We start from the raw sequence: 23487 nt of genomic DNA, 5'->3' as shown, positions 1-23487 counted from the left end.
GCGCGGCCCTGACCGCGCGCCGGAACCAATGGCGATCGAGGCGCCCGACCCCCGTGACGGGGGCGGGCGCCTCGTCGTTGTTGTCACCGGCGGCGCTCCTGGCCGCGGATATGGGCGGAGTGTCGCGTTATGGGGGATGAGAGGCCATCTATAAAGATGTGCGCCGAAGCGCGTTGCATACCGGACAAAAGGGGTTCCAAGGATGGGCGCATCGGTGTCACGTCATGGCTTCACCATCGTCGGCGGACGGGGCCGTGGCTACCGTCCCGCGCAGGTCGACCGCTATGTGGCCGACCTGTCGGAAGCGCGGGACGCGGCGTGGGAGCGCGCCGCGCGCCTCACCGTGCTGGCCAATGAGCTGACCGCGGAGGCGGAGCGGCTGCGCGAGGTGATCTCCCAACTGGCCCCCCAGACCTATGAGTCCCTCGGCGACCGGGCCCAGCTGATCCTGATGGCGGCCGAGGAGGAGGTCGTCTGTCTGCGGGCGGCGGCCGAGGCGACGGCGCAGGAGGAGTGGGAGGCCGCGCAGGCCGTGGCCCGTACGGTGCGGGACGCCGCCCGTGACGAGGCCGAACTGGTCCGCGAGGCCGCCGAGGCGGCGGCGCGCGCCATCGTGGAGTCGGCCCAGGTGGATGTGGACGAGCTGCGGGCCGTCTCGCGCCAGGACGCCAAGGAGTGGCGGGCCCAGGCGCTGGCGGAGCTGAAGGAGATGCGGCAGCGCACCGCCGGGATCCTGGCCGAGCAGGAGCGGGAGCACGCCGAGCGGTGGGAGGCGGCGGGCCGCGAACTGGCCGAGCGGGACAACGCGATGACGGCCCGGCTGGCCCAGCTGGAGGAGTACGCCCAGGCGGGGCTCGCCGACGCCAAGCGGGAGTACGGGATGGCCGAGCAGGCCGCGCGGCTGCGGCAGGAGGACGCGCAGGCGCAGGCGGCGGAGATCATCGCCCAGGCGCGGGCCCGGGAGGAGCGGCTGGCGCGGGAGACGGAGCGGACGCTGCGCGAGCATGTGGAGCGGCGCGAGGAGCTCAAGGCGCATCTGGAGCATGTGCGCGGCAGCCTGGCGGCCCTGACCGGCAAGCCGGTGTCGGAAGACGCGACAGCCGCACCGCACCACGAGCCCTGACCCCACCGCCGGACCGCGACGCCTGCGGCGGGCTGCTCCCCTCCCCGCCCCTCCCCGAAACCGAGGCTCCGCCCCGGACCCCACCTGGGGCTCCACCCCGGACCCTGCCCGCGGCGCTGTGCCGGATCCCGCCTGGGGCGCTGCCCCGGACCCTGCCTGGGGCGCTGTGCCGGATCCTGCCTGGGGCGCTGTGCCGGATCCCGCCTGGGGCGCTGCCCCCGGATCCCGCCTGGGGCGCTGCCCCCGGATCCCGCCTGGGGCGCTGCCCCCGGATCCCGCCTGGGGCGCTGTGCCGGACCCTGCCCGGGGCGCTGTGCCGGATCCCGCCTGGGGCGCTGTGCCGGACCCTGCCCGGGGCGCTGTGCCGGATCCCGCTTGGGGCTCTGCCTCGGACCCTGCCTGGGGCTCTGCCTCAGACCCCGCCCAGGGCTCCGACCCAGACCTCGCTCTCCGTGCCGGGCCTCGCCTGGGGTCTGCCCCCGGACGCTGCCTGGGGCTCCCGCCCCGGACGCTGCCTGGGGCTCCCGCCCCGGACGCTGCCTGGGGCTCCCGCCCCGGACGCTGCCTGGGGCTCCCGCCCCGGACGCTGCCTGGGGTCTGCCCCCGGACGCTGCCCGGGGCGCTGCCCGATCCCGCCTGGGTCGCTGCCTCGGACCCCGCCCGGGCTCTGCCCGCGGATCCTGCCTGGGGCGCTGCCCCGGACCCTGTCCTGGGGCTTCGCCCCGGATCTCGGGGTCCAGGGGCGGAGCCCCTGCCACGCGGCGGAGCCGCAGATGGACGCTGCGGGAAGGGGCGGGGAGGGGAAAGATCCGCTGGGCGGACCGCCGGCGGGCCCACGTACCGGCGAGCCGCGGCCGACCCTCGCACCGGCGGCCGCCGTCGCCTCCGCCCGCCGTTCAGGCTTCCGCCTCCGCCCGCCGTTCAGGCTTCGGCGTCCGGCTCCGCCTCCGTCCGTACCGGAAAGCGGCGCGGGGCGAGGAAGACCAGGGCCAGCAGGGCCAGTAGTGCGGCGGTGGCCGAGCCCAGGTAGACGTGGTCGACGGCGGTGTCCACGGCCCGCCGCAGGTAGTCGGCCGCCTGGTCGGTGAGGGTGCCGGGGTGCTCCAGGGCGCGCGAGACCGAGTCCAGGTCGTCGGGCAGCCCCGGCCGGATCGCGGCGGGGGCCTCGGTGAGCCGGGAGGCCAGCGTCGCGTTGGCGACGGCGCCGAAGAGGGCCGCCCCGACGCTCTGGCCGACCTGGCGGCAGAAGAGGATCGAGGCGGTGGCGGTGCCGCGCTCGGCCCATTCGACGGACGACTGCACCCCGATGATCAGCGGCAGCTGGAACAGCCCGAGCGCGCCCCCGAGCAGCAGCATGATCAGCGCGGGCTGCCAGGCGGCGCCCGGGTAGGGGAGGAGCGGGAAGGCGGCCAGGATCAGCGTGGCGGCCGTCATCCCGGTGATGGCGCAGCGCCGGAAGCCGATGCGGTTGTAGACGCGGCTGCTGAGCGCGGCCGCGATCGGCCAGCTCAGCGTCATCGTGGACAGCACGAACCCGGCCGGTATCGGTCCGAGCCCCAGCACCGACTGGGCGTAGGTGGGCAGGAAGACGGTCGGGGCGATCATCAGCAGACCGAGCGCGGCGAAGGCGACGTTGACGGCCGAGATGGTGCGGCGGTGCCAGACCCACCCGGGGATGATCGGTTCGGCGGCGCGCCGTTCGATCCATACGGTGGCCGCGGCGCACACCGCGGCGCCGCCGAGCATGGTGAGCGAGGGCGCGGACAGCCAGCTCCAGGCCACTCCGCCCTGGACGAGGGCGGTCAGCAGCAGTCCGCCGCTGAGGAACACCCCGAGCGCCCCGGCCCAGTCGACCCGGGGGCGGCTCTCCCGGTGCCGTCGCGGTTCGTGCAGATGGCGGGTGATCAGGATGAACGCCAGGGCGCCGACCGGCAGATTGATGAGGAAGATCCAGCGCCAGTCGGCGTATCCGGCGAGCAGGCCGCCGATCGCGGGGCCCGCCACCGAGGAGAGCGCCCACACCGAGGAGAGCCTGGCCTGGATCTTCGGGCGCTCCTTGAGCGGGTAGAGGTCGGCGGCGACGACCTGGATCGTGCCCTGGAGCGCCCCGCCGCCCAGCCCCTGGACGACCCGGAAGGCGATGAGGGAGGCCATGTTCCAGGCGCCCGCGCACAGCAGCGAGCCGATGACGAAGAGCACGACGCCCGCGAGCAGGATGGGCTTGCGGCCGAAGGTGTCGGAGAGCTTTCCGTACAGCGGCAGGGAGACCGTGACCGCGAGCAGATAGCCGGAGAAGAGCCAGGAGAAGACGGAGAAGCCGCCGAGGTCGCCGACGATCTGCGGGACGGCGGTGGAGATGACGGTCGAGTCCAGCGCGGCCAGCGACATGCCGAGCATCAGGGCGGCGACGACGGGGCGGCGGTGGCTGGGGGCGGGGGTCGCGGAGTGCGGCTGGGGTGCGGGGGGCCTGGGGTCCGCGTCCATCGGCCGTCGTGCGGTGCCGCCCACGGTGGCGCGCTCCCTCCGCCGGTCCGCGCCGGCACGTGTGTCCCTGATGTTCGTACGACGGACTCGCGTGCGCACGATTCTTGTACGACCCACGATTCCATGCGGGGGCAGGCTGGCGGAAGAACGCATCCGGGCTGTCCAGGCGGCCCGGTTCGAGCCTGACGCGACGGAAGGGTGCGGCATCGACCCCGAGTCCGGGGTCAGACCCAGGTCTCACTCCCCTAGGGGATGCCCACCCTGTACTCCTACTCCCGGTTCGTCCGGGCGGATGAGGAGCCTGTCGTCCCCGCTTCATATGGTTGCTACGGGCTGCGCGACCGAGGGGGTGGGGCTAGCCCTACCGCTAAGAGGGAGTCATTCCCCATCGCGGAGGTTCCCGGATCGCGGCAGTCTTGTTGCGGCGATCGGGGAACAGAGATCGCCGATCGGACATCGAAGGAGAAACACCGTGACAACGGCTGTATCGATTCCCAGGACCGGGGGCAGCGGAGGACATACGGCCGTCGCCGCCCGCGCACGTCAGGTGGTCAAGGCGTACGGCTCCGGGGAGACCCGGGTGGTCGCGCTGGACCACGTGGACGTGGACATCGCGCGGGGGCAGTTCACCGCGATCATGGGCCCGTCGGGCTCCGGCAAGTCGACCCTGATGCACTGCCTGGCCGGTCTGGACACCGTCAGCTCCGGGCAGATCTTCATCGACGAGACCGAGATCACCAAGCTGAAGGACAAGAAGCTCACCAAGCTGCGCCGGGACCGGATCGGCTTCATCTTCCAGGCGTTCAACCTGCTGCCCACGCTCAGCGCGATCGAGAACATCACGCTGCCGATGGACATCGCGGGCCGCAAGCCCGACCGGGCCTGGATGGACCGGGTGGTGGAGACCGTGGGGCTGGCCGGCCGGCTCAAGCACCGCCCGAACCAGCTCTCCGGCGGTCAGCAGCAGCGCGTGGCCGTGGCCCGCGCCCTCGCCGCCCGGCCCGAGATCATCTTCGGTGACGAGCCGACCGGAAACCTGGACTCGCGGGCCGGTGCCGAGGTGCTGGGCTTCCTCAAGCGGTCGGTGGACGAGCTGGGCCAGACCATCGTGATGGTCACCCATGACCCGGTCGCCGCCTCCTACGCCAACCGGGTGCTGTACCTGGCTGACGGCCGGATCGTCGACGAGATGCACAACCCGACGGCCGACCTGGTCCTGGAGCGCATGAAGCACTTCGACGCGCGGGGACGGGTGTCATGACCGTCCTCAAGACCTCACTGCGCAACTTCGTCGCCCACAAGGGGCGGATGGCGCTGTCCGCGATCGCGGTGCTGCTGTCGGTGGCCTTCGTCTGCGGCACGCTCGTCTTCACCGACACCACCAACGCCACGTTCGACAAGCTCTTCGCGAGCACGGCCTCCGATGTCACGGTCAGCCCCAAGGGCGTCAGCGACAAGGACACCCGGCAGGGCCGGATCCGTACCCTGCCCGGCTCGGAGCTGGCGCGGCTGAAGCAGGTGGACGGCGTCAAGTCCGTGCTGGGCGACGCCACCAGCCAGTCGGTCACCGCCGCCGACCGCGACGACAACAGCATCGGCTCGGACACCGGCGCCCCGACCATCGGCACCAACTGGGACCCGACCGAGAAGCGCTCGGTCGAGATCACCTCCGGCCACGCGCCGCGCGGCCCGACCCAGGTGATGGTCGACGCCGACACCGCCAAGAACAAGAAGCTGAAGCTGGGCGACGAGGTGCGGATCATCGCCATCCCGGGCGAGTTCCGCGCCAAGATCGTCGGCATTGCCACGTTCCAGGTGACCAACCCCGGCGCCACCCTGATCTACATGGACACCGACACCGCGCAGCGCAAGCTGCTCGGCGCTCCCGGGGTCTACTCCAGCTACTCGCTCACCGCCCAGGCGGGCGTCAGCCACGACCAGCTGAAGAAGAGCGTCCTGGCCGAGCTCGGCACCGGGGTCAAGGTGCAGACGAAGGCCGAGGCCAGCAAGGAGGCCGAGGACGACATCGGCTCGTTCCTGGACGTGATGAAGTACGCGATGCTCGGCTTCGCCGGGATCGCCGTCCTGGTCGGCATCTTCCTGATCGTCAACACCTTCTCGATGCTGGTCGCCCAGCGCACCCGTGAGATCGGCCTGATGCGGGCCATCGGCTCCAGCCGGAAGCAGATCAACCGGTCGGTGCTGATCGAGGCGCTGCTGCTCGGCGTCGTCGGCTCGATCCTCGGTGTCCTCGGCGGCGTCGGCCTCGCGGTCGGCCTGATGAAGATCATGGGCAGCGCGGGGCTCCACCTGAGCACCGACCAGCTGACGGTGAAGGCCACCACGCCCATCGTGGGCATCGGCATCGGCGTCGTCGTCACCGTCATCGCGGCGTACATCCCCGCCCGCCGGGCCGGGAAGATCTCCCCGATGGCGGCCCTGCGCGACGCGGGCACCCCGGCGGACAGCAAGGCCGGATGGATCCGCGGCGCGATCGGCACCCTGCTCACCGCGGGCGGCGCGGCCTCCCTGGTGGTCGCGGGGAACGCGGACAAGGCGGTCGACGGCTCGATGTTCCTGGGCCTCGGCGTGGTGCTGACGCTCATCGGCTTCATCGTCATCGGCCCGCTGCTGGCCGGTCTGGTGGTCCGCGTACTGGCCACCGTGGTGCTGCGGATCTTCGGCCCGGTCGGCCGGCTGGCCGAGCGCAACGCGCTGCGCAACCCGCGGCGCACCGGCGCCACCGGCGCGGCCCTGATGATCGGCCTGGCGCTGGTCGCCTGTCTGTCGGTGGTGGGCTCCTCGATGGTCGCCTCGGCCACCGACGAGCTGGACAAGTCGGTGGGCGCGGACTTCATCGTCCAGTCCGACACCGGCCAGCCGATCACCAAGGGGATCGCGGACGCGGTGCACCGGGCCAAGGGCCTGAAGCACATCAGCGAGGCCAAGGACATCGAGGGCGCCAAGCTCACCCTGCCCGACGGCAAGACGGTCACCAAGGACCTCTCGGCCGCCAGCCCGACGTACGCCGAGGACCTGCGCACCCCGGTCGTCGAGGGCGACCTGTCCGCCGCGTACGGCAAGGACGCCATGTCGGTGCCGGAGGGCTTCGCCAAGGACCACAAGGTGAAGAAGGGCGACACGCTCACCGTCGCCTTCAAGGAGGGCCGCACCGCCAAGCTGACCGTCGCCGCGATCACCTCGGACGACGTCAGCCTCGACAAGGGCGCGCTGTACCTCAACATCGCCACCGTCGAGCGTTATGTCCCCGCCAAGCTCATCCCGGCGGACGTCATGATGCTGGCGCAGGCCAAGGACGGCCAGGAGAAGCAGGCGTACGCCTCCCTCAAGTCCCAGCTGCACCACTACCCGTCGGTGAAGGTGCGCGACCAGACCGACTACAAGAAGGAGGTCAAGGACCAGGTCGGTCAGCTGCTCAACCTGGTCTACGGCCTGCTGGCGCTCGCGATCATCGTGGCCGTCCTCGGCGTGGTGAACACCCTGGCCCTCTCGGTCGTCGAGCGGACCCGCGAGATCGGCCTGATGCGCGCCATCGGCGTCTCCCGCCGCCAGATGCGCCGCATGATCCGCCTGGAGTCCGTGGTCATCGCCCTCTTCGGCGCCCTGCTGGGCCTCGGGCTCGGCATGGGCTGGGGCACCACGGCCCAGAAGCTGCTGGCGCTCGAGGGTCTGAAGACCCTGGAGATCCCGTGGTCGACGATCATCACGGTCTTCATCGGCTCGGCCGTGGTGGGCCTTATCGCGGCCCTGGTCCCGGCCTTCCGGGCGGCGCGGATGAATGTGCTGAACGCGATCGCCACGGAATAGCCGAAGCCAACGGGGGAAATGAGGCCCGCTGCCCTTCCATGGGGGGAGGGGCGGAAGGCTGACCGGCCGGCCCGGTGCGCGACGGGGGAGCGCGCCGGGCCGGTCGGGTGTTCCGATGTGAAACTGCGAGAATCGAGGCCGACTTCGTGGAGACAGGCGCTCGGGTCAGCCTATCGGGTCAGTGATCTGCGCGGTGTCCCTTGTGCCGTCGGGGTTGGTCCACTGACAGATCGCCCCGACGACATTGATCGGGATGACGATGCCTCCGGAGGCCCGGCATTCGGCCTTGGTGAGCGGGGGGCGGGGAGCGGCCTGGGCCGTTCCACCGATTCCCAGCGTGATGGCGAGGGCTCCGAGGGTGGTTGCCGCGGCTAACGCAAGGCGACGAGAGCGCATATCGGTACACTCCGATCCGGTGGACTTTCCACCTCAACGAGAAAGCTAGCCGGACGAACTCGAGGAATTCACTAGAGCTGTTACCGCGCGGTTCGGATGAGGGGACGTCGGCGTATTCCGGTACGGCAAAACCGCCGCCCGGATGGGCCCGCAGAATTCCGGCGCAATGTCAATGTATTCGTCGCTGATGGCCGATTCTCTGCCGCACAGCTACCGGTCCCGTGGTTTGACTTGGAGTGCGCTCCAACTCCTAGCGTGATCGTCACGACCACGAGGGAGGTACCCGATGTCCGAACTGCCCACCCGTCACCTGGGCGCCCTGACCGTCGCGGCCCAGGGGCTGGGCTGCATGGGGATGAGCCACGGCTACGGCGCCTCGGACGACGCCCAGTCGATCGCCACCCTCCACCGCGCCCTCGACCTCGGCGTCACGCTGCTGGACACCTCCGACTTCTACGGTTCCGGGCACAACGAGGAGCTGCTCGGCCGGGCCCTGGCCGGACGCCGGGAGCGGGCGGTGCTGGCCACCAAGTTCGGGTTCGCCAACCGGCTGGGGGAGCCGACCACGATCCGGGGGGACGCCGCGTACGTCCGCCAGGCGTGCGACGCCTCGCTGCGGCGGCTCGGCGTCGATCACATCGACCTCTACTACCAGCACCGGGTCGACCCTGACGTCCCCATCGAGGAGACCGTCGGCGCGATGGCCGAGCTGGTCCGGGCGGGCAAGGTGCGCCATCTGGGCCTGTCCGAGGCGGGCGCGGAGACCATCCGACGGGCCCACGCGGTGCACCCCATCGCGGCCCTGCAGAGCGAATGGTCGCTGTGGACGCGGGACCTGGAGCACGAGATCGTCCCGGTCTGCCGCGAGCTCGGCATCGGCCTCGTCCCCTTCTCCCCGCTCGGCCGCGGCTTCCTCACCGGCCGCTACACCACGACCGAGGGCCTGCCGGAGGGCGATGTGCGCCGCACCCAGCCCCGGTTCGCCGACGGCAACCTCGAGAAGAACCTGGCCATCGTGGAGAAGCTGAACGAACTGGCCGCCGCGAAGGGCGTCACCGCGGGCCAGCTCGCCCTCGCCTGGGTGCAGCACCGCGGCGACGACGTGGTGCCGATCCCGGGCACCCGGCGCCAGAAGTACCTGGAGGAGAACCTGACCGCCGCCACGATCGAGCTGTCGCCCGAGGAACTGGCCGCGATCGACGCCGCCGCACCGGCCGACCAGGTCGCCGGCACCCGCTACGACGAGAAGAGCCTCACCTTCGTCAACCGCTGATCCTCCGGACCGATGAGTTTCGGGGTGGCCCGGGGTCTTTGGTGGTGAACGCATCACCCCAAGGGAGATCACCATGACCGAGACCGCGAAAGGCGCCCGTTTCACCGAGGTGGGCCGGGTCGCCGTCACCGTTGCCGATCAGGATCGGGCGCTGGAGTTCTATGTGGGCACGCTCGGCTTCGAGAAGCGTGCGGACATCCCCTTCGGCGACGGTCACCGCTGGATCGAGGTGGCCCCGGCGGGCGCCCCGACCGGGATCGCGCTGGTCCTGCCGCGTGAGGGCGGGCAGGGCCCGGGCTACGACACGGGCATCATCCTCACCTCCGAGGACATCGACGCCGACCACGCGGCGCTGCGCGAGCGCGGCGTCGACACCGACCAGGAGGTCCAGCGCTGGGGCGCCCCGGTGCCGCCGATGTTCAGCTTCCGGGACGCGGACGGCAATGGGGTGATGGTCGTCGAGAACGGCTGACCCCGTCGGTCACCGGTGAAGAGCCGGTCCGCGGACGGGGGGCGGACCGGCTCTTCGGCGTGGTGACGACGGATGGCGGCCGATCTCCGCGGCGCGGGCGCGGAGCAGCAGCGCGACCCAGCTGCGGTAGAGCCGCCAGCGGTCGGCGATACCGGCCAGTCGGCGGATGTCGCCAGAGGCGGTCTCGTCGAGGTCGTACGCCTCGGCCATGGCCGCGTGCAGCCGCGGTTCGTGACGCGGGAAGACATCGGGGTGTCCGGCGCCCCGGATGAGGATCAGTTCGGCGGAGAACGGACCGATGCCGGGGAGGTCGCGCAGCGCCGCGAGGGCGTCGTCCACCGGCATCGAGCGCAGCCGTGCGGCGTCGAGTTCCCCGGCGTCGGCCGCTTCCGCCAGCGCGTGCAGCCGCTCGATCTTCACCTCGGTCAGGCCGGGGGCGCGGGTGATGGCGAGCAGGGCCGGTGGGGTGGGGAAGGCGTACAGGGTCCGGCCCTCGACCTGGACGCGCCGTCCGTGCCGCTCGGCGAGGCGGGCCTTGATGGCGGCGGCCTGGGTCATGCGGATGCGGTGGCCGATGATGGCCCACGCGGCGGCTTCGTAGGGCGAGTGGAAGCACACCGGCCGAAGGCCCGGATAGTCCGCCATGAGCCCGGCCACCACCGGGTCGGCGGCGAGTTCGGGGAAGCCGCTTCCGTCGACGTCGAGGGAGAGGATGCGAGCCAGCTGGGCCCGGACGGCCTCGCCGGGTCCGGGTCCGGGGCCGTCGGGTCTGCCGATCTCGCCGGACCCGGACCCGTCAGCCTCACCGGATCCACCGGACTCGTCGGGATACGTGGTGAACTCGGCCCGGACCCGGCCCGCTGCTCCCTCCGCCGTCTCCTCCTGCCGCACCGCGACGGCCACCGTCGAGTGGCCGTCGTCGGCGGGGAAGGCCAGCCGGAGCACCCAGTCCGCCGTGCCCTGGTAGTTCGCCGGGGTGAAGCCCTCCAGGAAGCGCATGCTCGCCGCGAGCGAGAAGGGACCGGACGGGGTGAGGGCGACGGCGGTCACGGTCAGCCTCCGTGCGCCGTGAGGGCGTAGCCCTCCGGGCCGACGAAGGTGAGCGTGCGGCCGAAGGGGCTGTCCTGGGGCGGGCTCAGGATGGGCACCCCGGCGGCGGCGAGCTGGTCGTGGAGGGCCTGGGCGTCCGTGGTGCGGAACCACAGGGCCACCCCGAGGCCGGGACGCGCGGCGTCGTCGAGGTCCACGCCCGGCAGCGGCTCGCGGACGGCGAACGGGATCGGCTCGGTGGTGAACACCACCGCGCCGGGCGGAGAGGCCGGTGCGCGCCGCAGTCCGAGGTGGGTTTCGCAGAAGGCGGCCGCCGCCTCGACATCGCGTACCTGGAGGGCGATGAAGTCGGGGCCGTCGATGGTGGCGGGCATGGGTTCTCCCCGGTTGTCGGTTGAGCCAGTGATGTCGGTGTCAGGACTTTGACATTGCTGGACTGTACGCACGGCCTTCCCCTATGTCAAAATCCTGACATGGAAGACCGGACCCCCGTGGCCCCGCCGCACCCCGCCGACGACATCACCGAGCATGTGGGCTACCGCCTCAAACGTGCCGCCGCCGCGCTGCGCGGTGCCATGGACAAGGCGCTGCGCGAACAAGGGCTGACGGTGCCGCAGTACTCCTGCCTCGAACTCCTCGACCAGCGGCCCGGCCTGTCCAACGCCGAGCTCGCCCGCTCCACGTTCGTCACCCGGCAGTCCATGAACGTGGTGCTCCGCGGCCTCCAGGAGGCGGACCTGATCTCCCGGCCCGCCACCACCGACCACGGCCGCGCGCTCCCCGCCCACCTCACCGAGCGCGGCCGCGAACGGCTCCACGCGGCCCGGTCCGCCGTCTACGCCATCGAACGGACGATGGTCGACGCCCTCCCGCAACGGCGCCTGGCCGCCCTCCTCGCCGACCTCGACCGCATGGCGGAAGCCCTCGGCGGCTGATCCGCGGCCCCCTGCCTCAGTCGCGGGGGAGCAGGGTGCCCAAGGGGCCGAGGTCCAGGTTGAGGTCTTCCGGGGTCAGGCCGTGCTGGTCGCACAGCTCGGACATGCGCTGGTCGAGCAGCATCAGCGTGGTGCCGATGCGCTCGATCTGGTCCTCGGTGAGGCCGCCCGCGTCGATGCGGCGGACGGCCTGGCGCTCCATCAGCTGGCGGAGGAGTTCCACGACCGTCAGCACCAGGGCCGCCAGGTCGCGGCCGACCGAGTCGCGGTCGATGTCCACGCGGGCGGGGGTGGAGGGGGCGGGGGTGGAGGGGTTCGGCGTGCTCATAGCGGGCCGCTGTCGGGCCATGGGGCTCGCACCCGTTCGTTGACCGAGGAGAGCAGGGCGTGCAGGGAGAGGCGGACGAGGGGGACCTCGGCGATCGCGATGACCAGGTCGCCGCTGATGACGACGCCGGTGGCGAGCACCCGGTCGAGGAGGTCCACGAGGGGGACGCCGAGCGGGCCCAGGGTCTCGGCCGGGGTGGTTCCCCACTCGGGGGCTTCCTCGCGGGCGGTGGCGGCGGGGTTCGCTTCCCACCGCGCCCTTGCCGGGGTGGTTTCCCAGGTGGGGGTGGTCATGGGGCCGCCCCATCGTTCGTGAGTCCTGCGTCGGCGAAGGAATACGGCGCCCACGGTCCGGAGAGTTCGATCTGGACGTCCGTCTCGTCGCGACGCAACGACGCGAGCGCGGCGCGCAGTTCGCGCTCGCGGCCCAGGTCGAGGAGGTAGGCGGCGTTCAGCACATGGGTGCGGTGCCTACCCGTCACCTCGACGCCGTGCGGGCGCAGTCGGCGCGCGGCCACGGCCAGGCCCCGGACGACGGTGTCCACCCGCTCGGCGGCCCGCAGCGCCAGGGTGTGGCGCTGTTCGCGGCTTCGCTGCCGGGTGCGGACGCGGTCCAGATAGGCGCGGCCGCTGATGCCCGGGCCGGGGCCGTCCGCCGGGGCGGCGTCCGGGGCCGGTTCCGGGGCGGGCGGCGGGCCCGTGGGGGCGTAGACCTTGACGCCCCATTCGGCCCGGCCCGCGATCCGGTCCAGGACGGTCAGGAAGGACGTCTCCCGCTCGCCCAGGGCCTCGCGGACCCGGCCGTCGTCGCGATAGACCGTGGCCAGGGGCAGGGGGACGGCCGGGGCCAGCGCCGACGCCGCCGTGATCACCGCGTGGTGGGCGCGGGCGCAGCGCTCCAGCTCGGCGCCGTCGGACAGCCGCCGCCGCAGCGCCTCCTCGTCGTACCCGGCCGCGGGCACGTCCTGGACCACGGCGGTGAGCGGGCCCGCCGCGAGCGTACGGACCGGGGCGCCGGTGCCGAGCCCGGGGAGTTCCGCCAGCCGTTCCGCCGCCGCGGTGAGGTCGCCGCCTCGGCAGACCGCGAACGCGTAGGTGAGGGTGGGGGTGGGGGTTTCGGGCGGGGTCATCGGGGGCTCCGCTCCTCCGTCGCGCCGACCGTGCTCAGCTCCTCGGTGCCGATCCGTGACTCCAGGGCGTGGAGCCGCGTCCGTAGTTCCGCGTTCTCCTGGGCGAGGGCGTCCCGCGCGGCGCGCGACGAGAGCGCGGGATCGGTTTCCCACCAGTCGATCCCGGCCTTGCGGGCGGTGTCCACGGAGGAGATGAACAACCGCAGCCGGATGGTGAGCAGTTCGATGTCCAGCAGGTCGATCTTGATGTCCCCGGCGATCACGATGCCCTTGTCCAGGACCCGCTCCAGGATCTCGGCGAGGTCGGAGGGGTGCCGCTCGGCGGTCACGGACGGGGGGTGGACCAGATCGCGTTCAGCCATGGCGCCGCACCCTCGTCCTTCCTCCCGGGCCGCCCGAGCGCTCCAGCAGATCCAGCAGATCCAGCAGCCGGTCCTCCTCCCGGTCGAACTCCTCCGGGCCGATCGCGCCCGACTCCAGGGCCTCGTTCAGCGCGGCGAGCCGGGCGCGCAGCACCGACGGATGGCACATCTCCTCCTCCGCCATGCCCCTCACGCGCTCCGCGACCCACACCACCCCGCGCACCGGCGCCAGCGGGAAGAGGACGACCTGGCTCAGCACGCCCATCTCAGGACCGGCCTTCCGTGAAGCTGTAGCAGGGCAGCGGGCCGGTGAGCCGCAGTTCGGCCCGGTCGCGGTGGGCGGCCGCGAGGCGTTCCACGGCGCCCTCGAACCGCCGCCGCTCGCGACGGTCCAGCAGGAACGAGGCGTTGAGCACGCACCCCTCGACCTCCGGGCCGTGCGCCGTGGCGTCCGCCACGGCCGAGAGCTCCGCGAGCACCGTGGCCGCGGCCGACGTCGCCCTGCGCCTCAGCCCGCGTGCCACGGCCTCGCCGAGCCGCACGCTCGCCTCGTACCCCGGGGCCCGGCGCGCGGCGGTGCGCAACCGGCTCACCTCGGGGTCCTCTCGTACCAGCGAGCCCAGGTCGGCCTCGGTGGGCAGCGCCTTGAGGTTCATCTCGACCCGCCCGTCGACGCGTTCCAGCGCGGCCAGGCAGTCGTTCTGTGTGCACAGCAACTGCCGCCGCACCGACTCCTCGTCGGGGGCGACCATCCCGAAGCGCATCGGCAGCACCGGCCCGTCCCGCCCCAGCGTCAGGGCGAGGTCCTGATGGGCGAGGAGGTCGCGGCGCTTGGCGCGCAGCCGGGCCGGAGCGTCGCTGATCACCGCGGCCAGCGCTCCGGCCCGGAGGGTACGGACCGGGGCGGGCCGCTCGCCCACTCCGGTGCGGCCGGGCGGCACCGCGTGGGAGGCGCGGACGACGCCGTAGACGTACACCTTTCGGGGTGCGGGTGCGGGTGCGGTCATGGCTCAGTCCTCCTCGGAAGGCTCGGAAGGCTCGGAAGGCTCGGACGGCCCGGAAGCGGAACGGCGGCGAGTGGGGGCGGTGCGCCGCCGGGGGCGGCTCTCCCGCTCCTCCCGCTCCCCTTCTTCTTCCGCCTCCTCGTCGGCCCCGACGGCCCGCTTGACCTTCTCGCCCACACCCGCCACCGCCTTCTTGGCCTTCTTCTTGCCGAGGCCCGTGGCCATCCGCCCGGCCGGGCTCCCGCCGCCGCCCGCCACCCCGCCCAGCAGTTCCGGAACGGTCTTGCTGCGGTCGAATTCGAGGTCCACGCGGTTGCAGGCCTCGGCGAAGCGGAGGTACGTGTCCACGCTGGCGACCACGATCCGGGCGTCGATCTTCAGGATCTCGATGCCGACGAGGGAGACCCGGATGAAGACGTCGATCACCATGCCCCGGTCGAGGATGAGTTCCAGGCAGTCGTAGAGGGTGCCGGTCCGCTGGATGCAGACGACCTCTTCGGTGTAAGTGCCAGCGGGCATCGCGGGGCGTCCTTTCAGCAGCGGTCTTAAGCGTCGTCGGCCGCACCGCGCCGGTAGCGGCGGACCCTCCGGTATTCCTGGAGCTCGCCCCGCTCGTCGATGCGCACCTCGTACGTGGCCAGCAGGCTGGTGGTGTCGGGGATCCGGGCGACCTCGAGGACGTCCACGCTGACGAGCCAGCCGTCCTCCTGGCGGGCCACGCCGCTGACGCCCTCGGGCTCATGGACGATCAGTGAGGCGAGCTGTTCGCACGCGTGCCGGGCGGCCTCGGCCGGTTTGGGCGGCCGGGGGCGGGGGCTCGTCCTGGTGGGCGATGGGCGCGGGTCTCGCTCTGCCATGTGCATCAGTGTGATCACAGGGCGTGTCCGGCCGCCTGTCGTGATGGGCCGGACGGCCGCCTGTCGTGATGGGCCGGACGGCGCGTCACGCCGCGCGGCGTGACGCCGTTACGTTGCGCGGTACGCGGTGACGCCCCCGGTCCCGGTGCGCCCACGGGGGAGCGCACCGGGGCCGGCCGTCTCAGGCGTGCAGGGGATTACGGGTGGTGAGCGCGGGAAACCGGCTGAAATCGCGGTCCGCTGACCACAGTTCGCGCACGCCATTGCTCATGCACAGGGCTGCGATACGACCGTCGTGCACCAGGGGGCCGCTGACTTTGCCGTCTTCCAGCGCCTGCCGCAGGGTTGGCCAGTAGGTGCCCGCCTCCGAGAGGAGGACCACCGAGGGTGAGGCGAGCCAGGTGTCGATCTGGGCGAGTGCCTGGGCGGTGGTGCTCGGTGGTTGGTAGATGCGAGGGTGCGTGGCGATCGAGAAGAACTCGTGCAGGCACGGCCATGGCAAGGCCCAGGGTGCTCGGCCCTCGGCCAGTCGTTTGACCTGCGCCGCCGCTGCCGTGTGGAACGGGCTGTCGGACCGGTGGGCGTACACCAGGATGTTGGTGTCGACGGCGATCACAGGCGGTCCCCGTACGCGAGTCCGCGCAGTTGCTCCCAACTCGCTCCTTGCGCCCCGGGCTGCAGGCCTTCGCCTCCCACGCTGGCGTCCTGGAGTGTGAATGAGTGACTGCGGTGGGCGTGCTGGGCCAGGACCGATCGCAGCCCTTCTTCGATCAGTGCCCTGAGTGTCGTCCCCTCCTCGCGTGCCGTCCGCCGAGCCTCGTCCAGCAGCGCGTCGGAGATCTCCACGGTTGTCTTCATATGGCTAACCATACCCATGGGCCCATACTGCCATACGGGTGACAGTGCGTGGTGGTGCGTGTACGGATCGTGGGGTCTGGAGTTCGGGAGCCGATCGGGTGTACGGCACGGGTTGTCGGCGGGTGGCCGTACTCTGGAAGACCCCCGGCCCGTGACACGTGTCGGGCCGTTCGCGTTGTCCGCCTCCGGGATGGAATACCCCTTTATGAGCCTCACCGGTCTGCTCGACGCCGTCGTAAGGGACCCCGCGCTCGCCGAGGCGGTGCGTGGCGCCGCCGATGGCCACCGCCCCCACGTCGATCTGGTCGGCCCGCCCGCCGCCCGTCCGTTCGCCGTCGCCGCGCTGGCGCGCTCCGCGGGCCGTCCCGTGCTCGCGATGACGGCCACCGGCCGGGAGGCGGAGGACCTGGCGGCGGCGCTGCGCTCGCTGCTGCCGCCGGACGGGGTGGTGGAGTACCCGTCCTGGGAGACGCTGCCGCACGAGCGGCTGTCGCCGAGGTCGGACACGGTCGGGCGGCGGCTGGCCGTGCTGCGGCGGCTGGCCCATCCGAGCCCGGACGACCCGGCGGCCGGTCCCGTCTCGGTCGTCGTCGCGCCCGTACGGTCCGTGCTCCAGCCGCAGGTCAAGGGGTTGGGGGACCTGGAGCCCGTGAGCCTGCGGGCCGGGCAGACCGCCGATCTGGAGGAGGTCGTGGACGGGCTCGTGGCCGCCGCGTACTCCCGGGTGGAACTGGTCGAGAAGCGCGGCGAGTTCGCCGTGCGCGGCGGCATCCTGGACGTCTTCCCGCCGACCGAGGAGCATCCGCTCCGGATCGAGTTCTGGGGCGACGACATCGAGGAGATCCGCTACTTCAAGGTGGCCGACCAGCGGTCGCTGGAGGTCGCCGAGCACGGGCTGTGGGCCCCGCCCTGCCGGGAGCTGCTGCTGACCGACGAGGTGCGGGAGCGGGCCGCGGCCCTCGCCGAGGCCCATCCCGAGCTGGGCGAGCTGCTGGGCAAGATCGCCGAGGGGATCGCGGTCGAGGGCATGGAGTCCCTGGCGCCCGTCCTGGTGGACGACATGGAACTGCTGGTGGACGTCCTCCCGGCGGGCAGCATGACGGTCGTCTGCGACCCGGAGCGGGTGCGCACCCGGGCGGCGGACCTGGTGGCCACCAGCCAGGAGTTCCTCCAGGCGTCCTGGGCGGCCACCGCCGGGGGAGGGGAGGCCCCGATCGACGTCGGCGCGGCCTCCCTGTGGAGCATCGCGGACGTCCGCGACCACGCCCGTGAGCTGGGCATGATGTGGTGGTCGGTGAGCCCCTTCGCGGCCGACGAGGAGCTGGACGCTGACACCGTCAAGCTCGGCATGCGCGCCACCGAGAGCTACCGCGGCGACACCGCCCGGGCGCTGGCCGACACCAAGGGCTGGCTCGCCGACGGCTGGCGCACGGTCTATGTGACCGAGGGCCACGGCCCCGCCTCCCGCACCGTCGAGGTGCTCGGCGGCGAGGGGATCGCGGCCCGGCTGGACGGCGACCTCACCGAGATCAAGCCGTCCGTGGTGCATGTGGCCTGCGGCTCGATCGACTACGGCTTCATCGACCCGGCCCTGAAGCTGGCCGTGCTGACCGAGACGGACCTGTCCGGGCAGAAGGCCGCCGGCAAGGACGGCGCGCGGATGCCCGCGCGCCGCCGTAAGACGATCGATCCGCTCACCCTCGAGGCGGGCGACTTCATCGTCCACGAGCAGCACGGCGTGGGCCGCTACATCGAGATGGTGCAGCGCACCGTCCAGGGCGCCACCCGCGAGTATCTGGTGGTCGAGTACGCCCCGGCCAAGCGCGGCCAGCCCGGCGACCGGCTCTTCGTCCCCACCGACCAGCTGGAGCAGGTCACCAAGTACGTGGGCGGCGAGGCGCCGACCCTGCACCGGCTCGGCGGGGCCGACTGGACCAAGACCAAGGCCCGCGCCAAGAAGGCCGTCAAGGAGATCGCCGCCGACCTGATCAAGCTCTACTCGGCCCGGATGGCGGCGCCCGGCCACGCCTTCGGCCCGGACACCCCCTGGCAGCGCGAGCTGGAGGACGCGTTCCCGTACGCGGAGACCCCCGACCAGCTCACCACCATCGCCGAGGTCAAGGAGGACATGGAGAAGTCGGTTCCGATGGACCGGCTGATCTGCGGCGACGTCGGCTACGGCAAGACCGAGATCGCGGTCCGCGCGGCCTTCAAGGCGGTCCAGGACGGCAAGCAGGTGGCGGTGCTGGTGCCCACGACCCTGCTGGTGCAGCAGCACTTCGGCACCTTCGGCGAGCGGTACGGCCAGTTCCCCGTCAACGTCAAGGCGCTCTCCCGCTTCCAGACCGACACCGAGGCCAAGGCGGTGCTTGAGGGGCTGCGGGACGGCTCGGTCGACATCGTCATCGGCACCCACCGGCTCTTCTCCTCCGAAACCACGTTCAAGGACCTGGGCCTGGTCATCGTGGACGAGGAGCAGCGCTTCGGCGTCGAGCACAAGGAGCAGCTGAAGAAGCTCCGCGCCAATGTGGACGTGCTGACCATGTCCGCCACGCCCATCCCGCGCACCCTGGAGATGGCGGTCACCGGCATCCGCGAGATGTCCACGATCACCACCCCGCCGGAGGAGCGCCATCCGGTGCTGACCTTCGTCGGGCCGTACGAGCAGAAGCAGATCGGCGCGGCGATCCGGCGCGAGCTGCTCCGCGAGGGCCAGGTCTTCTACATCCACAACCGGGTGGAGTCCATCGACCGGGCCGCCGCCCGGCTGCGCGAGATCGTCCCCGAGGCGCGGATCGCCACCGCCCACGGGCAGATGTCGGAGAGCGCGCTGGAGCAGGTCGTGGTCGACTTCTGGGAGAAGAAGTTCGACGTCCTGGTCTCCACGACCATCGTCGAGTCCGGTATCGACATCTCCAACGCCAACACCCTGATCGTCGAGCGCGGCGACAACTTCGGCCTCTCCCAGCTCCACCAGTTGCGCGGCCGGGTCGGGCGAGGGCGCGAGCGCGGCTACGCGTACTTCCTCTACCCGCCCGAGAAGCCGCTCACGGAGACCGCCCATGAGCGGCTGGCCACGATCGCCCAGCACACCGAGATGGGCGCGGGCATGTATGTGGCGATGAAGGACCTGGAGATCCGCGGCGCGGGCAATCTGCTCGGCGGCGAGCAGTCCGGCCATATCGCGGGCGTCGGCTTCGACCTCTACGTCCGGATGGTCGGCGAGGCCGTCGCCGACTACCGCGCCTCGATCGAGGCGGGCGAGGGCGAGCCCGCGGAGGCGCCGCTGGAGGTCAAGATCGAGCTTCCGGTCGACGCGCACGTCCCGCACGACTACGCCCCCGGCGAGCGGCTGCGCCTCCAGGCGTACCGGGCGATCGCCTCCGCCGGCAGCGAGGACGACATCCGTGCCGTCCGCGAGGAGCTCACCGACCGCTACGGCAAGCTCCCCGAGCCGGTGGAGAACCTCCTCCTGGTCGCCGGCCTGCGTCTGCTGGCCCGCGCCTGCGGCGTCACCGACATCACCCTCCAGGGCTCCAACATCCGCTTCTCCCCGGTCGAGCTCCGCGAATCCCAGGAGCTGCGCCTCAAGCGGCTCTACCAGCGCTCGATCATCAAGCCCGCCACCAAGCAGGTCCTGGTGCCCCGCCCCGCCACCGCCCGCATCGGCGGAAAGCCGCTGGTGGGGCGGGAGCTGCTGGCCTGGACCGGGGAGTTCCTGACGTCGATCCTGGGGTCGTGAGGGCGATCCTGGGGTTGTGAGGGCGATCCTGGGGTTGTGAGGGCGATCCTGGGGGCGTGACCGGGCGGCCGTCCCGGTCGGTTGTCCCGAACCGGCTTGCCTGCGGGGCCGCCGTGCATGGAAAATGCATGCATGGTGGCTCTGCAGATTCGGGATGTGCCGGACGAGGTGCGCGACATACTGGCCGAACGGGCGAGGCAGCTGGGCCAGTCCCTCCAGGGGTATCTGCTGGACCTGGTCAAGAACGAGGCCGAGCGGGCAGGCAACGTCGCGCTGTTGCAGCGGTTCGAGGGCCGATCGGACGGCGCTGAGAGCTCCATGAGCGAGACCGTGCGCGATCTCGACGCCGACCGCGCGGCGCGTGCCGCCGGACTCGGCCTCTCACCGGGGGAGCCGGGGGCGACCGCGTGATCATTGTGGACGCGAGCGTCCTCACCGAAGCGCTCACCGGGGACGCCGCCGCCGGGAAGGCGGCCCGCGCTCGCCTCGCCCAGGACCCGCATTGGGCGGCGCCCGGCCATCTCGTCGTAGAGACCTTCCACGCGGTACGCGGTCGGCTCCTCGGAGGGAAGATCACCCAAGCCCGCGCGGAGGACGCCGTGGCCGCGCTGACCGGGGCATCGATCGAGACGATCGCCATCCAGCCGCTCCTGATGCGCATGTGGGAGCTGCGGGGGCAGGTCACGGGCTACGACGCGGCGTACATCGCGGCGGCGGAGGTGTACCGGGCTCCGCTGATCACCGGTGACGCCCGGCTGAGTCGCTGCACCATGGCGCGCTGCGCGATCGAAGTCCTCGGCTGATCGCTTGGGCAAGGCTGATCGCTTGGGCAAGGGGGACAGGGGCGGGCCGCGCGCGACACCCCCGTCGTCGCGCGGCGGCCGGCCCCGGCTCATGAGGCCCGGCGGGGTGGCCGGGTGCGATGCCGTGCGGGTGGGGGGAAGGCGCCCTCGGCCCTCGGCCCTCGGCGAGAGGCGGGGCTCGGCGCGGCCCGTCGTGGCTCGTCGTGGCTCGTCCAGGACAATAGGCGGCCTCGGCACCCGCGGCGAGGAACGATGTGCACAGTGAGGACGCCGGGCGGTTCCCCTTCGAACGGTGAGTGCTCTGGTGAACGGTGAGCGCGGCGGCGAACGGTGAGCGCGCCGGAGGGCGACCCCGGTCGGTGGCGGTCCCCCGGGGCGCCTCGGGCCGCGGGGTGCCCGGGCTCGGAGCGAGCCCAGCGCCTGCCCCGGCGCCGCGCCCGGCTCGAGGCGGTCCCGGCGGCGTCGCGGCTCTCGCGGGCGACCTCGATCCCAGCGGGGTGCCCGGGTCCGGAGGCGGCCGGGCTCAGAGCGAGCCCAGGGCTCGCATCGCGAGCCATAGTTCGTACTTCGCGCTCGGCGCGGTCAGCAGGGAGCGACCCAGGACGTCCTCCGCCCTGGTCAGGCGCTTGCGGGCGCCGGGGAGCGAGATGCCCAGGGCGGCCGCCGCGGCGGGGAGGCGGGCGTCGGCGCGCAGCCAGGTGCGTACGGTCTCCAGGCCGGTCGCCGGACCGGCCTGCTCCAGGGGGCGCAACTGGGCCCGGGCCCAGGTCCCGGCGGCGGGGGTGCCCAGCACCGCGTCCAGCGTGGCGGTCTGACCCGGCGGGGCCTGGGCGCGGGCCGCCGCGGCCTGGGGCGCGGTGTACAGCCGCAGCGCCAGCCAGGCGGCCGACTGCGCGGCCAGGCTGCGGCTGACCTCCACGCCCAGCAGCTCGTCCAGATGGCGCATCCGCGCCGCGAGCGTATTGCGGTGGATCTTCAGATGGCGGCTGGCCGCCCCGCCGAAGCTGAGCCACGACCCGAGCGTGCCCAGCAGCTCCTGCGGGCCGGGGTCGGCGCGGCGGGCCGGTGCGTACCGCAGACAGGGCGCCAGGAGCTCGCTCGCCCACACATAGCCCTCCGGGACCGCCAGGACGGTCACATCCACATCGCCGCCGAAGCCCGCGCGGCGCTCGGGCGCGTTACGGGCCACCGCCAGCGCGTGAATGGCCTGTTCGTACGCGGTCGGCGTGTCCCGCAGCGCGACCGCCGCGCTCACCCCGACCCGGCACTCGGGCACCAGCCGGACGATCAGCAGGTCCAGCGCGTCAGGGAGCCGCGGGCCGTGTGGAGCACCGCTCACCGGGGCCCGGCCCGGGCCCGGCTCGGCCGGCACGAGCGCGAGGAGGTGGTTCGGGCGCACCGGACACGGCACGATCCACGCCCCGCCCCCGGCCTCGCGGTCGATCCGCCGGGCGATCTCCCGCCGCCGGGCGTGCGGGCACTCGATCACATACATCTGGACCACCGCGGGCAGCGCCGGCCGCAGCGCCCCGGCGATCCGCTGCGCGGCGGGCACGCTGCCCACCATCAGCAGGTGCAGCACCGCCTCCCGGCTGTGCTCCTCGGCCGACTCGATCCGCCGCCGCGCCCGCTCGGACTGCTCAAGACGCCAGCACAGGGCGAGGGTGCGGGCGGCGTCGGCGAGCAGCGTCCCGCAGTGCGGATCGTCCGGCCCGACGACGGCGAGATACGTCCTCGGGTCGGTGTCGAGCGCGATCAGATGCACCGGGGGCCCCTCACCCCCGCCCAGCACGGCGGACGCCGCCCCGCGCCGGTGCAGCTCGACGGCGGCGTCGGCGGCGGCACCGGCCGCGAGCCGCGCCACCGCCGGGTCGTGCCCCCCACCCGGCCCGGCCAGCACCCGCCCCGCGCCCCCGACCAGCACGGCCGGACCCCCGGCCCGCCGGCCCAGCCAGCCGAGCATCTCCCGCACCGCCCCGCGCCGGGTGGCCAGCCGGGCGAGGGCGAGCACGTCATCAGCGCGGCCGGCACGGTCGGCGGGCACGCCGGAGGGCGAGGTGTGCATGAAACAGCACGTTAGTTCTGATCGCCTGGGTTTCGGAAAGAGCCCGGCTCAGCCTGTGGAAAACCGGTGGAGACGACGGATACCACGGGGTAGCCGCCGCCATGACCTCACGGGTAATCGACGCTCCCGGCGGGGCGCGGCAGGCTGATCGTGTCCGCCGGACCGGTTCGCCGACCTGCTGGGAGCACTTGGAGGAGCCATGCCCGCCGCCTACGCGTTCGCTCATCTGCACAGCCGCAGTCCGCACCCCGACGTCATCGAGTACCTGCAGCGGATCCAGGCCACCCTCGACCCCTTCCACGGCCGGTTCCTCATCCACGGCGGCACCTTGGAGGTGGTCGAGGGGGAGTGGCCGGGCAGTGTGGTGCTGATCGAGTTCCCGGGAGGGATGGCGGACGCCCGCGAGTGGTACGCGTCGCCCGCTTATCAGGACATCCTGGCGCTGCGCACCGACCACATCGAGGGCGATGTGATCCTGGCCGAGGGCGTCGGCCCCGGCTACGACCCGCTGAAGCGGGCCGAGAAGCTGCGGTCGGCGGACCCCAGCGGGTACGCCCGCTAGCGACCACGCCGTCCGGCGGTCCTTTCCCCTCCCCGCCCCTTCCCGAAACTGGAGCTCCGCCCCAGCCCCCGGCACCTGTACCGGGGACTTGTGGTGATCGGGGCGTCGGCGTGTGGATGGTTGGGTGGGCGGGCTGTTCCGCTCCTCGCGCCGTCCTGGGGCGTCGATGTGCGGCTCCGGCGTGTGGTGGGGCTGCGCCCGGACTCTGGGGTGGAC

General features: G+C 72.5%; 24 protein-coding genes. 10 read left to right on the top strand and 14 right to left on the bottom strand.

The annotated features are described in order from the left end of the window. Positions 1-202: 202 nt before the first annotated feature. Positions 203-1123 (top strand): coiled-coil domain-containing protein, encoded by a 921-nt coding sequence (locus IEJ02_RS22115; RefSeq protein WP_191066438.1) that lies wholly within the window; start codon positions 203-205, stop codon positions 1121-1123. Between the two features lie 921 nt (positions 1124-2044). Here IEJ02_RS22115 and IEJ02_RS22110 read toward each other — a convergent pair. Continuing rightward, complete coding sequence (locus IEJ02_RS22110) at positions 2045-3607, bottom strand: MFS transporter (protein ID WP_370467104.1); 1563 nt, start codon at positions 3605-3607, stop codon at positions 2045-2047. Positions 3608-4079: 472 nt separating this feature from the next. On the opposite strand from IEJ02_RS22110, the gene IEJ02_RS22105 reads away from it, so the two are divergent. The 4 genes from IEJ02_RS22105 (at position 4080) to IEJ02_RS22090 (ending at position 9576) form a co-directional block, all read left to right on the top strand. Next, the gene (locus IEJ02_RS22105; RefSeq protein ID WP_137979263.1) at positions 4080-4868 is read left to right on the top strand and encodes an ABC transporter ATP-binding protein; all 789 of its coding nucleotides are present in this window, start codon (positions 4080-4082) and stop codon (positions 4866-4868) included. Then, positions 4865-7435 (top strand): ABC transporter permease, encoded by a 2571-nt coding sequence (locus IEJ02_RS22100; RefSeq protein ID WP_191066436.1) that lies wholly within the window; start codon positions 4865-4867, stop codon positions 7433-7435. Before IEJ02_RS22105 ends, IEJ02_RS22100 begins: the two co-directional genes overlap by 4 nt. A 682-nt stretch (positions 7436-8117) precedes the next feature. Further along, positions 8118-9104, top strand: coding sequence for an aldo/keto reductase (locus tag IEJ02_RS22095; protein WP_191066435.1), 987 nt, complete (start codon positions 8118-8120; stop codon positions 9102-9104). A 73-nt stretch (positions 9105-9177) separates the two neighbouring features. Further along, positions 9178-9576 (top strand): VOC family protein, encoded by a 399-nt coding sequence (locus tag IEJ02_RS22090; protein WP_137979265.1) that lies wholly within the window; start codon positions 9178-9180, stop codon positions 9574-9576. Positions 9577-9585: 9 nt separating this feature from the next. Here IEJ02_RS22090 and IEJ02_RS22085 read toward each other — a convergent pair whose 3' ends face one another. Next, a complete protein-coding gene (locus tag IEJ02_RS22085) occupies positions 9586-10626 on the bottom strand; it encodes a DNA-3-methyladenine glycosylase family protein (RefSeq protein ID WP_191066434.1) in 1041 nt (346 codons plus the stop codon). 2 nt (positions 10627-10628) lie between these two features. Then, positions 10629-11000 (bottom strand): VOC family protein, encoded by a 372-nt coding sequence (locus tag IEJ02_RS22080; RefSeq protein WP_191066433.1) that lies wholly within the window; start codon positions 10998-11000, stop codon positions 10629-10631. Positions 11001-11099: 99 nt separating this feature from the next. Here IEJ02_RS22080 and IEJ02_RS22075 point away from each other — a divergent pair, with 99 nt between their 5' ends. Continuing rightward, on the top strand, positions 11100-11561 hold the full coding sequence (locus tag IEJ02_RS22075; RefSeq protein ID WP_191066432.1) for a MarR family winged helix-turn-helix transcriptional regulator: 462 nt from the start codon (positions 11100-11102) through the stop codon (positions 11559-11561). A 16-nt stretch (positions 11562-11577) separates the two neighbouring features. Here the strand turns inward: IEJ02_RS22075 and IEJ02_RS22070 are convergent, their stop codons facing one another. The 10 genes from IEJ02_RS22070 to IEJ02_RS22025 all read right to left on the bottom strand — a co-directional run bounded on the left by IEJ02_RS22070 (position 11578) and on the right by IEJ02_RS22025 (position 16099). Further along, positions 11578-11889 carry a gas vesicle protein K gene (locus IEJ02_RS22070; RefSeq protein ID WP_191066431.1) on the bottom strand — a complete coding sequence of 104 codons (312 nt, stop codon included), beginning with the start codon at positions 11887-11889 and terminating at the stop codon, positions 11578-11580. Beyond that, positions 11886-12071 carry a gas vesicle protein gene (locus IEJ02_RS22065; protein ID WP_137980895.1) on the bottom strand — a complete coding sequence of 62 codons (186 nt, stop codon included), beginning with the start codon at positions 12069-12071 and terminating at the stop codon, positions 11886-11888. Before IEJ02_RS22065 ends, IEJ02_RS22070 begins: the two co-directional genes overlap by 4 nt. A gap of 107 nt (positions 12072-12178) precedes the next feature. Beyond that, entirely contained in the window at positions 12179-13018 is an 840-nt protein-coding gene (locus tag IEJ02_RS22060; protein ID WP_191066430.1) for a GvpL/GvpF family gas vesicle protein, read from the bottom strand. Further along, positions 13015-13380 (bottom strand): gas vesicle protein, encoded by a 366-nt coding sequence (locus IEJ02_RS22055; RefSeq protein ID WP_191066429.1) that lies wholly within the window; start codon positions 13378-13380, stop codon positions 13015-13017. Before IEJ02_RS22055 ends, IEJ02_RS22060 begins: the two co-directional genes overlap by 4 nt. Then, positions 13373-13645 (bottom strand): gas vesicle protein GvpG, encoded by a 273-nt coding sequence (locus tag IEJ02_RS22050; protein WP_191066428.1) that lies wholly within the window; start codon positions 13643-13645, stop codon positions 13373-13375. The genes IEJ02_RS22055 and IEJ02_RS22050 overlap by 8 nt, the downstream gene beginning before the upstream one ends. Position 13646: 1 nt before the next feature. After that, on the bottom strand, positions 13647-14387 hold the full coding sequence (locus tag IEJ02_RS22045) for a GvpL/GvpF family gas vesicle protein (protein WP_191066427.1): 741 nt from the start codon (positions 14385-14387) through the stop codon (positions 13647-13649). A gap of 3 nt (positions 14388-14390) precedes the next feature. Then, positions 14391-14903 carry a gas vesicle protein GvpJ gene (gvpJ, locus tag IEJ02_RS22040; RefSeq protein ID WP_191066426.1) on the bottom strand — a complete coding sequence of 171 codons (513 nt, stop codon included), beginning with the start codon at positions 14901-14903 and terminating at the stop codon, positions 14391-14393. 26 nt (positions 14904-14929) lie between these two features. Next, entirely contained in the window at positions 14930-15241 is a 312-nt protein-coding gene (locus IEJ02_RS22035) for a gas vesicle protein GvpO (RefSeq protein ID WP_370467102.1), read from the bottom strand. 181 nt (positions 15242-15422) lie between these two features. Then, entirely contained in the window at positions 15423-15857 is a 435-nt protein-coding gene (locus tag IEJ02_RS22030) for a type II toxin-antitoxin system VapC family toxin (RefSeq protein ID WP_191066424.1), read from the bottom strand. Next, positions 15854-16099, bottom strand: a complete 246-nt coding sequence (locus IEJ02_RS22025; protein ID WP_223864225.1) for a type II toxin-antitoxin system VapB family antitoxin — start codon at positions 16097-16099, stop codon at positions 15854-15856. Before IEJ02_RS22025 ends, IEJ02_RS22030 begins: the two co-directional genes overlap by 4 nt. Positions 16100-16304: 205 nt before the next feature. On the opposite strand from IEJ02_RS22025, the gene mfd reads away from it, so the two are divergent. From mfd to IEJ02_RS22010, 3 genes are all read left to right on the top strand, one after another. Beyond that, positions 16305-19841, top strand: coding sequence for a transcription-repair coupling factor (gene mfd / locus IEJ02_RS22020; protein ID WP_191066422.1), 3537 nt, complete (start codon positions 16305-16307; stop codon positions 19839-19841). A gap of 132 nt (positions 19842-19973) precedes the next feature. Further along, on the top strand, positions 19974-20252 hold the full coding sequence (locus IEJ02_RS22015; protein WP_191066421.1) for a hypothetical protein: 279 nt from the start codon (positions 19974-19976) through the stop codon (positions 20250-20252). Continuing rightward, a complete protein-coding gene (locus IEJ02_RS22010; protein WP_191066420.1) occupies positions 20249-20644 on the top strand; it encodes a type II toxin-antitoxin system VapC family toxin in 396 nt (131 codons plus the stop codon). The genes IEJ02_RS22015 and IEJ02_RS22010 overlap by 4 nt, the downstream gene beginning before the upstream one ends. Before the next feature lie 523 nt (positions 20645-21167). Here IEJ02_RS22010 and IEJ02_RS22005 read toward each other — a convergent pair. Beyond that, positions 21168-22709 (bottom strand): PucR family transcriptional regulator, encoded by a 1542-nt coding sequence (locus tag IEJ02_RS22005; RefSeq protein ID WP_191066419.1) that lies wholly within the window; start codon positions 22707-22709, stop codon positions 21168-21170. A gap of 199 nt (positions 22710-22908) precedes the next feature. On the opposite strand from IEJ02_RS22005, the gene IEJ02_RS22000 reads away from it, so the two are divergent. Beyond that, positions 22909-23271 (top strand): DUF1330 domain-containing protein, encoded by a 363-nt coding sequence (locus IEJ02_RS22000; RefSeq protein WP_191066418.1) that lies wholly within the window; start codon positions 22909-22911, stop codon positions 23269-23271. The last annotated feature ends 216 nt before the right edge of the window (positions 23272-23487 follow it).

The sequence above is a fragment of the Streptomyces sp. 5-10 genome (assembly GCF_014712245.1).
Lineage (GTDB): Bacteria > Actinomycetota > Actinomycetes > Streptomycetales > Streptomycetaceae > Streptomyces > Streptomyces violaceusniger.
The sequence above is the reverse complement of the archived record's forward strand: the minus strand, read 5'-3'. Positions and strand labels throughout refer to the sequence as shown.

Coding starts and splice junctions, on each gene's coding strand:
- IEJ02_RS22025 (WP_223864225.1), bottom strand. CDS start 16,099: ATGAAGACAACCGTGGAGATCTCCGACGCGCTGCTGGACGAGGCTCGG.
- IEJ02_RS22055 (WP_191066429.1), bottom strand. CDS start 13,380: ATGGCTGAACGCGATCTGGTCCACCCCCCGTCCGTGACCGCCGAGCGG.
- IEJ02_RS22035 (WP_370467102.1), bottom strand. CDS start 15,241: ATGGCAGAGCGAGACCCGCGCCCATCGCCCACCAGGACGAGCCCCCGC.
- IEJ02_RS22045 (WP_191066427.1), bottom strand. CDS start 14,387: ATGACCGCACCCGCACCCGCACCCCGAAAGGTGTACGTCTACGGCGTC.
- IEJ02_RS22000 (WP_191066418.1), top strand. CDS start 22,909: ATGCCCGCCGCCTACGCGTTCGCTCATCTGCACAGCCGCAGTCCGCAC.
- IEJ02_RS22095 (WP_191066435.1), top strand. CDS start 8,118: ATGTCCGAACTGCCCACCCGTCACCTGGGCGCCCTGACCGTCGCGGCC.
- IEJ02_RS22100 (WP_191066436.1), top strand. CDS start 4,865: ATGACCGTCCTCAAGACCTCACTGCGCAACTTCGTCGCCCACAAGGGG.
- IEJ02_RS22075 (WP_191066432.1), top strand. CDS start 11,100: ATGGAAGACCGGACCCCCGTGGCCCCGCCGCACCCCGCCGACGACATC.
- IEJ02_RS22015 (WP_191066421.1), top strand. CDS start 19,974: ATGGTGGCTCTGCAGATTCGGGATGTGCCGGACGAGGTGCGCGACATA.
- IEJ02_RS22070 (WP_191066431.1), bottom strand. CDS start 11,889: ATGAGCACGCCGAACCCCTCCACCCCCGCCCCCTCCACCCCCGCCCGC.
- IEJ02_RS22090 (WP_137979265.1), top strand. CDS start 9,178: ATGACCGAGACCGCGAAAGGCGCCCGTTTCACCGAGGTGGGCCGGGTC.
- IEJ02_RS22050 (WP_191066428.1), bottom strand. CDS start 13,645: ATGGGCGTGCTGAGCCAGGTCGTCCTCTTCCCGCTGGCGCCGGTGCGC.
- mfd (WP_191066422.1), top strand. CDS start 16,305: ATGAGCCTCACCGGTCTGCTCGACGCCGTCGTAAGGGACCCCGCGCTC.
- IEJ02_RS22005 (WP_191066419.1), bottom strand. CDS start 22,709: ATGCACACCTCGCCCTCCGGCGTGCCCGCCGACCGTGCCGGCCGCGCT.
- IEJ02_RS22115 (WP_191066438.1), top strand. CDS start 203: ATGGGCGCATCGGTGTCACGTCATGGCTTCACCATCGTCGGCGGACGG.
- IEJ02_RS22080 (WP_191066433.1), bottom strand. CDS start 11,000: ATGCCCGCCACCATCGACGGCCCCGACTTCATCGCCCTCCAGGTACGC.
- IEJ02_RS22060 (WP_191066430.1), bottom strand. CDS start 13,018: ATGACCCCGCCCGAAACCCCCACCCCCACCCTCACCTACGCGTTCGCG.
- gvpJ (WP_191066426.1), bottom strand. CDS start 14,903: ATGCCCGCTGGCACTTACACCGAAGAGGTCGTCTGCATCCAGCGGACC.
- IEJ02_RS22110 (WP_370467104.1), bottom strand. CDS start 3,607: ATGGACGCGGACCCCAGGCCCCCCGCACCCCAGCCGCACTCCGCGACC.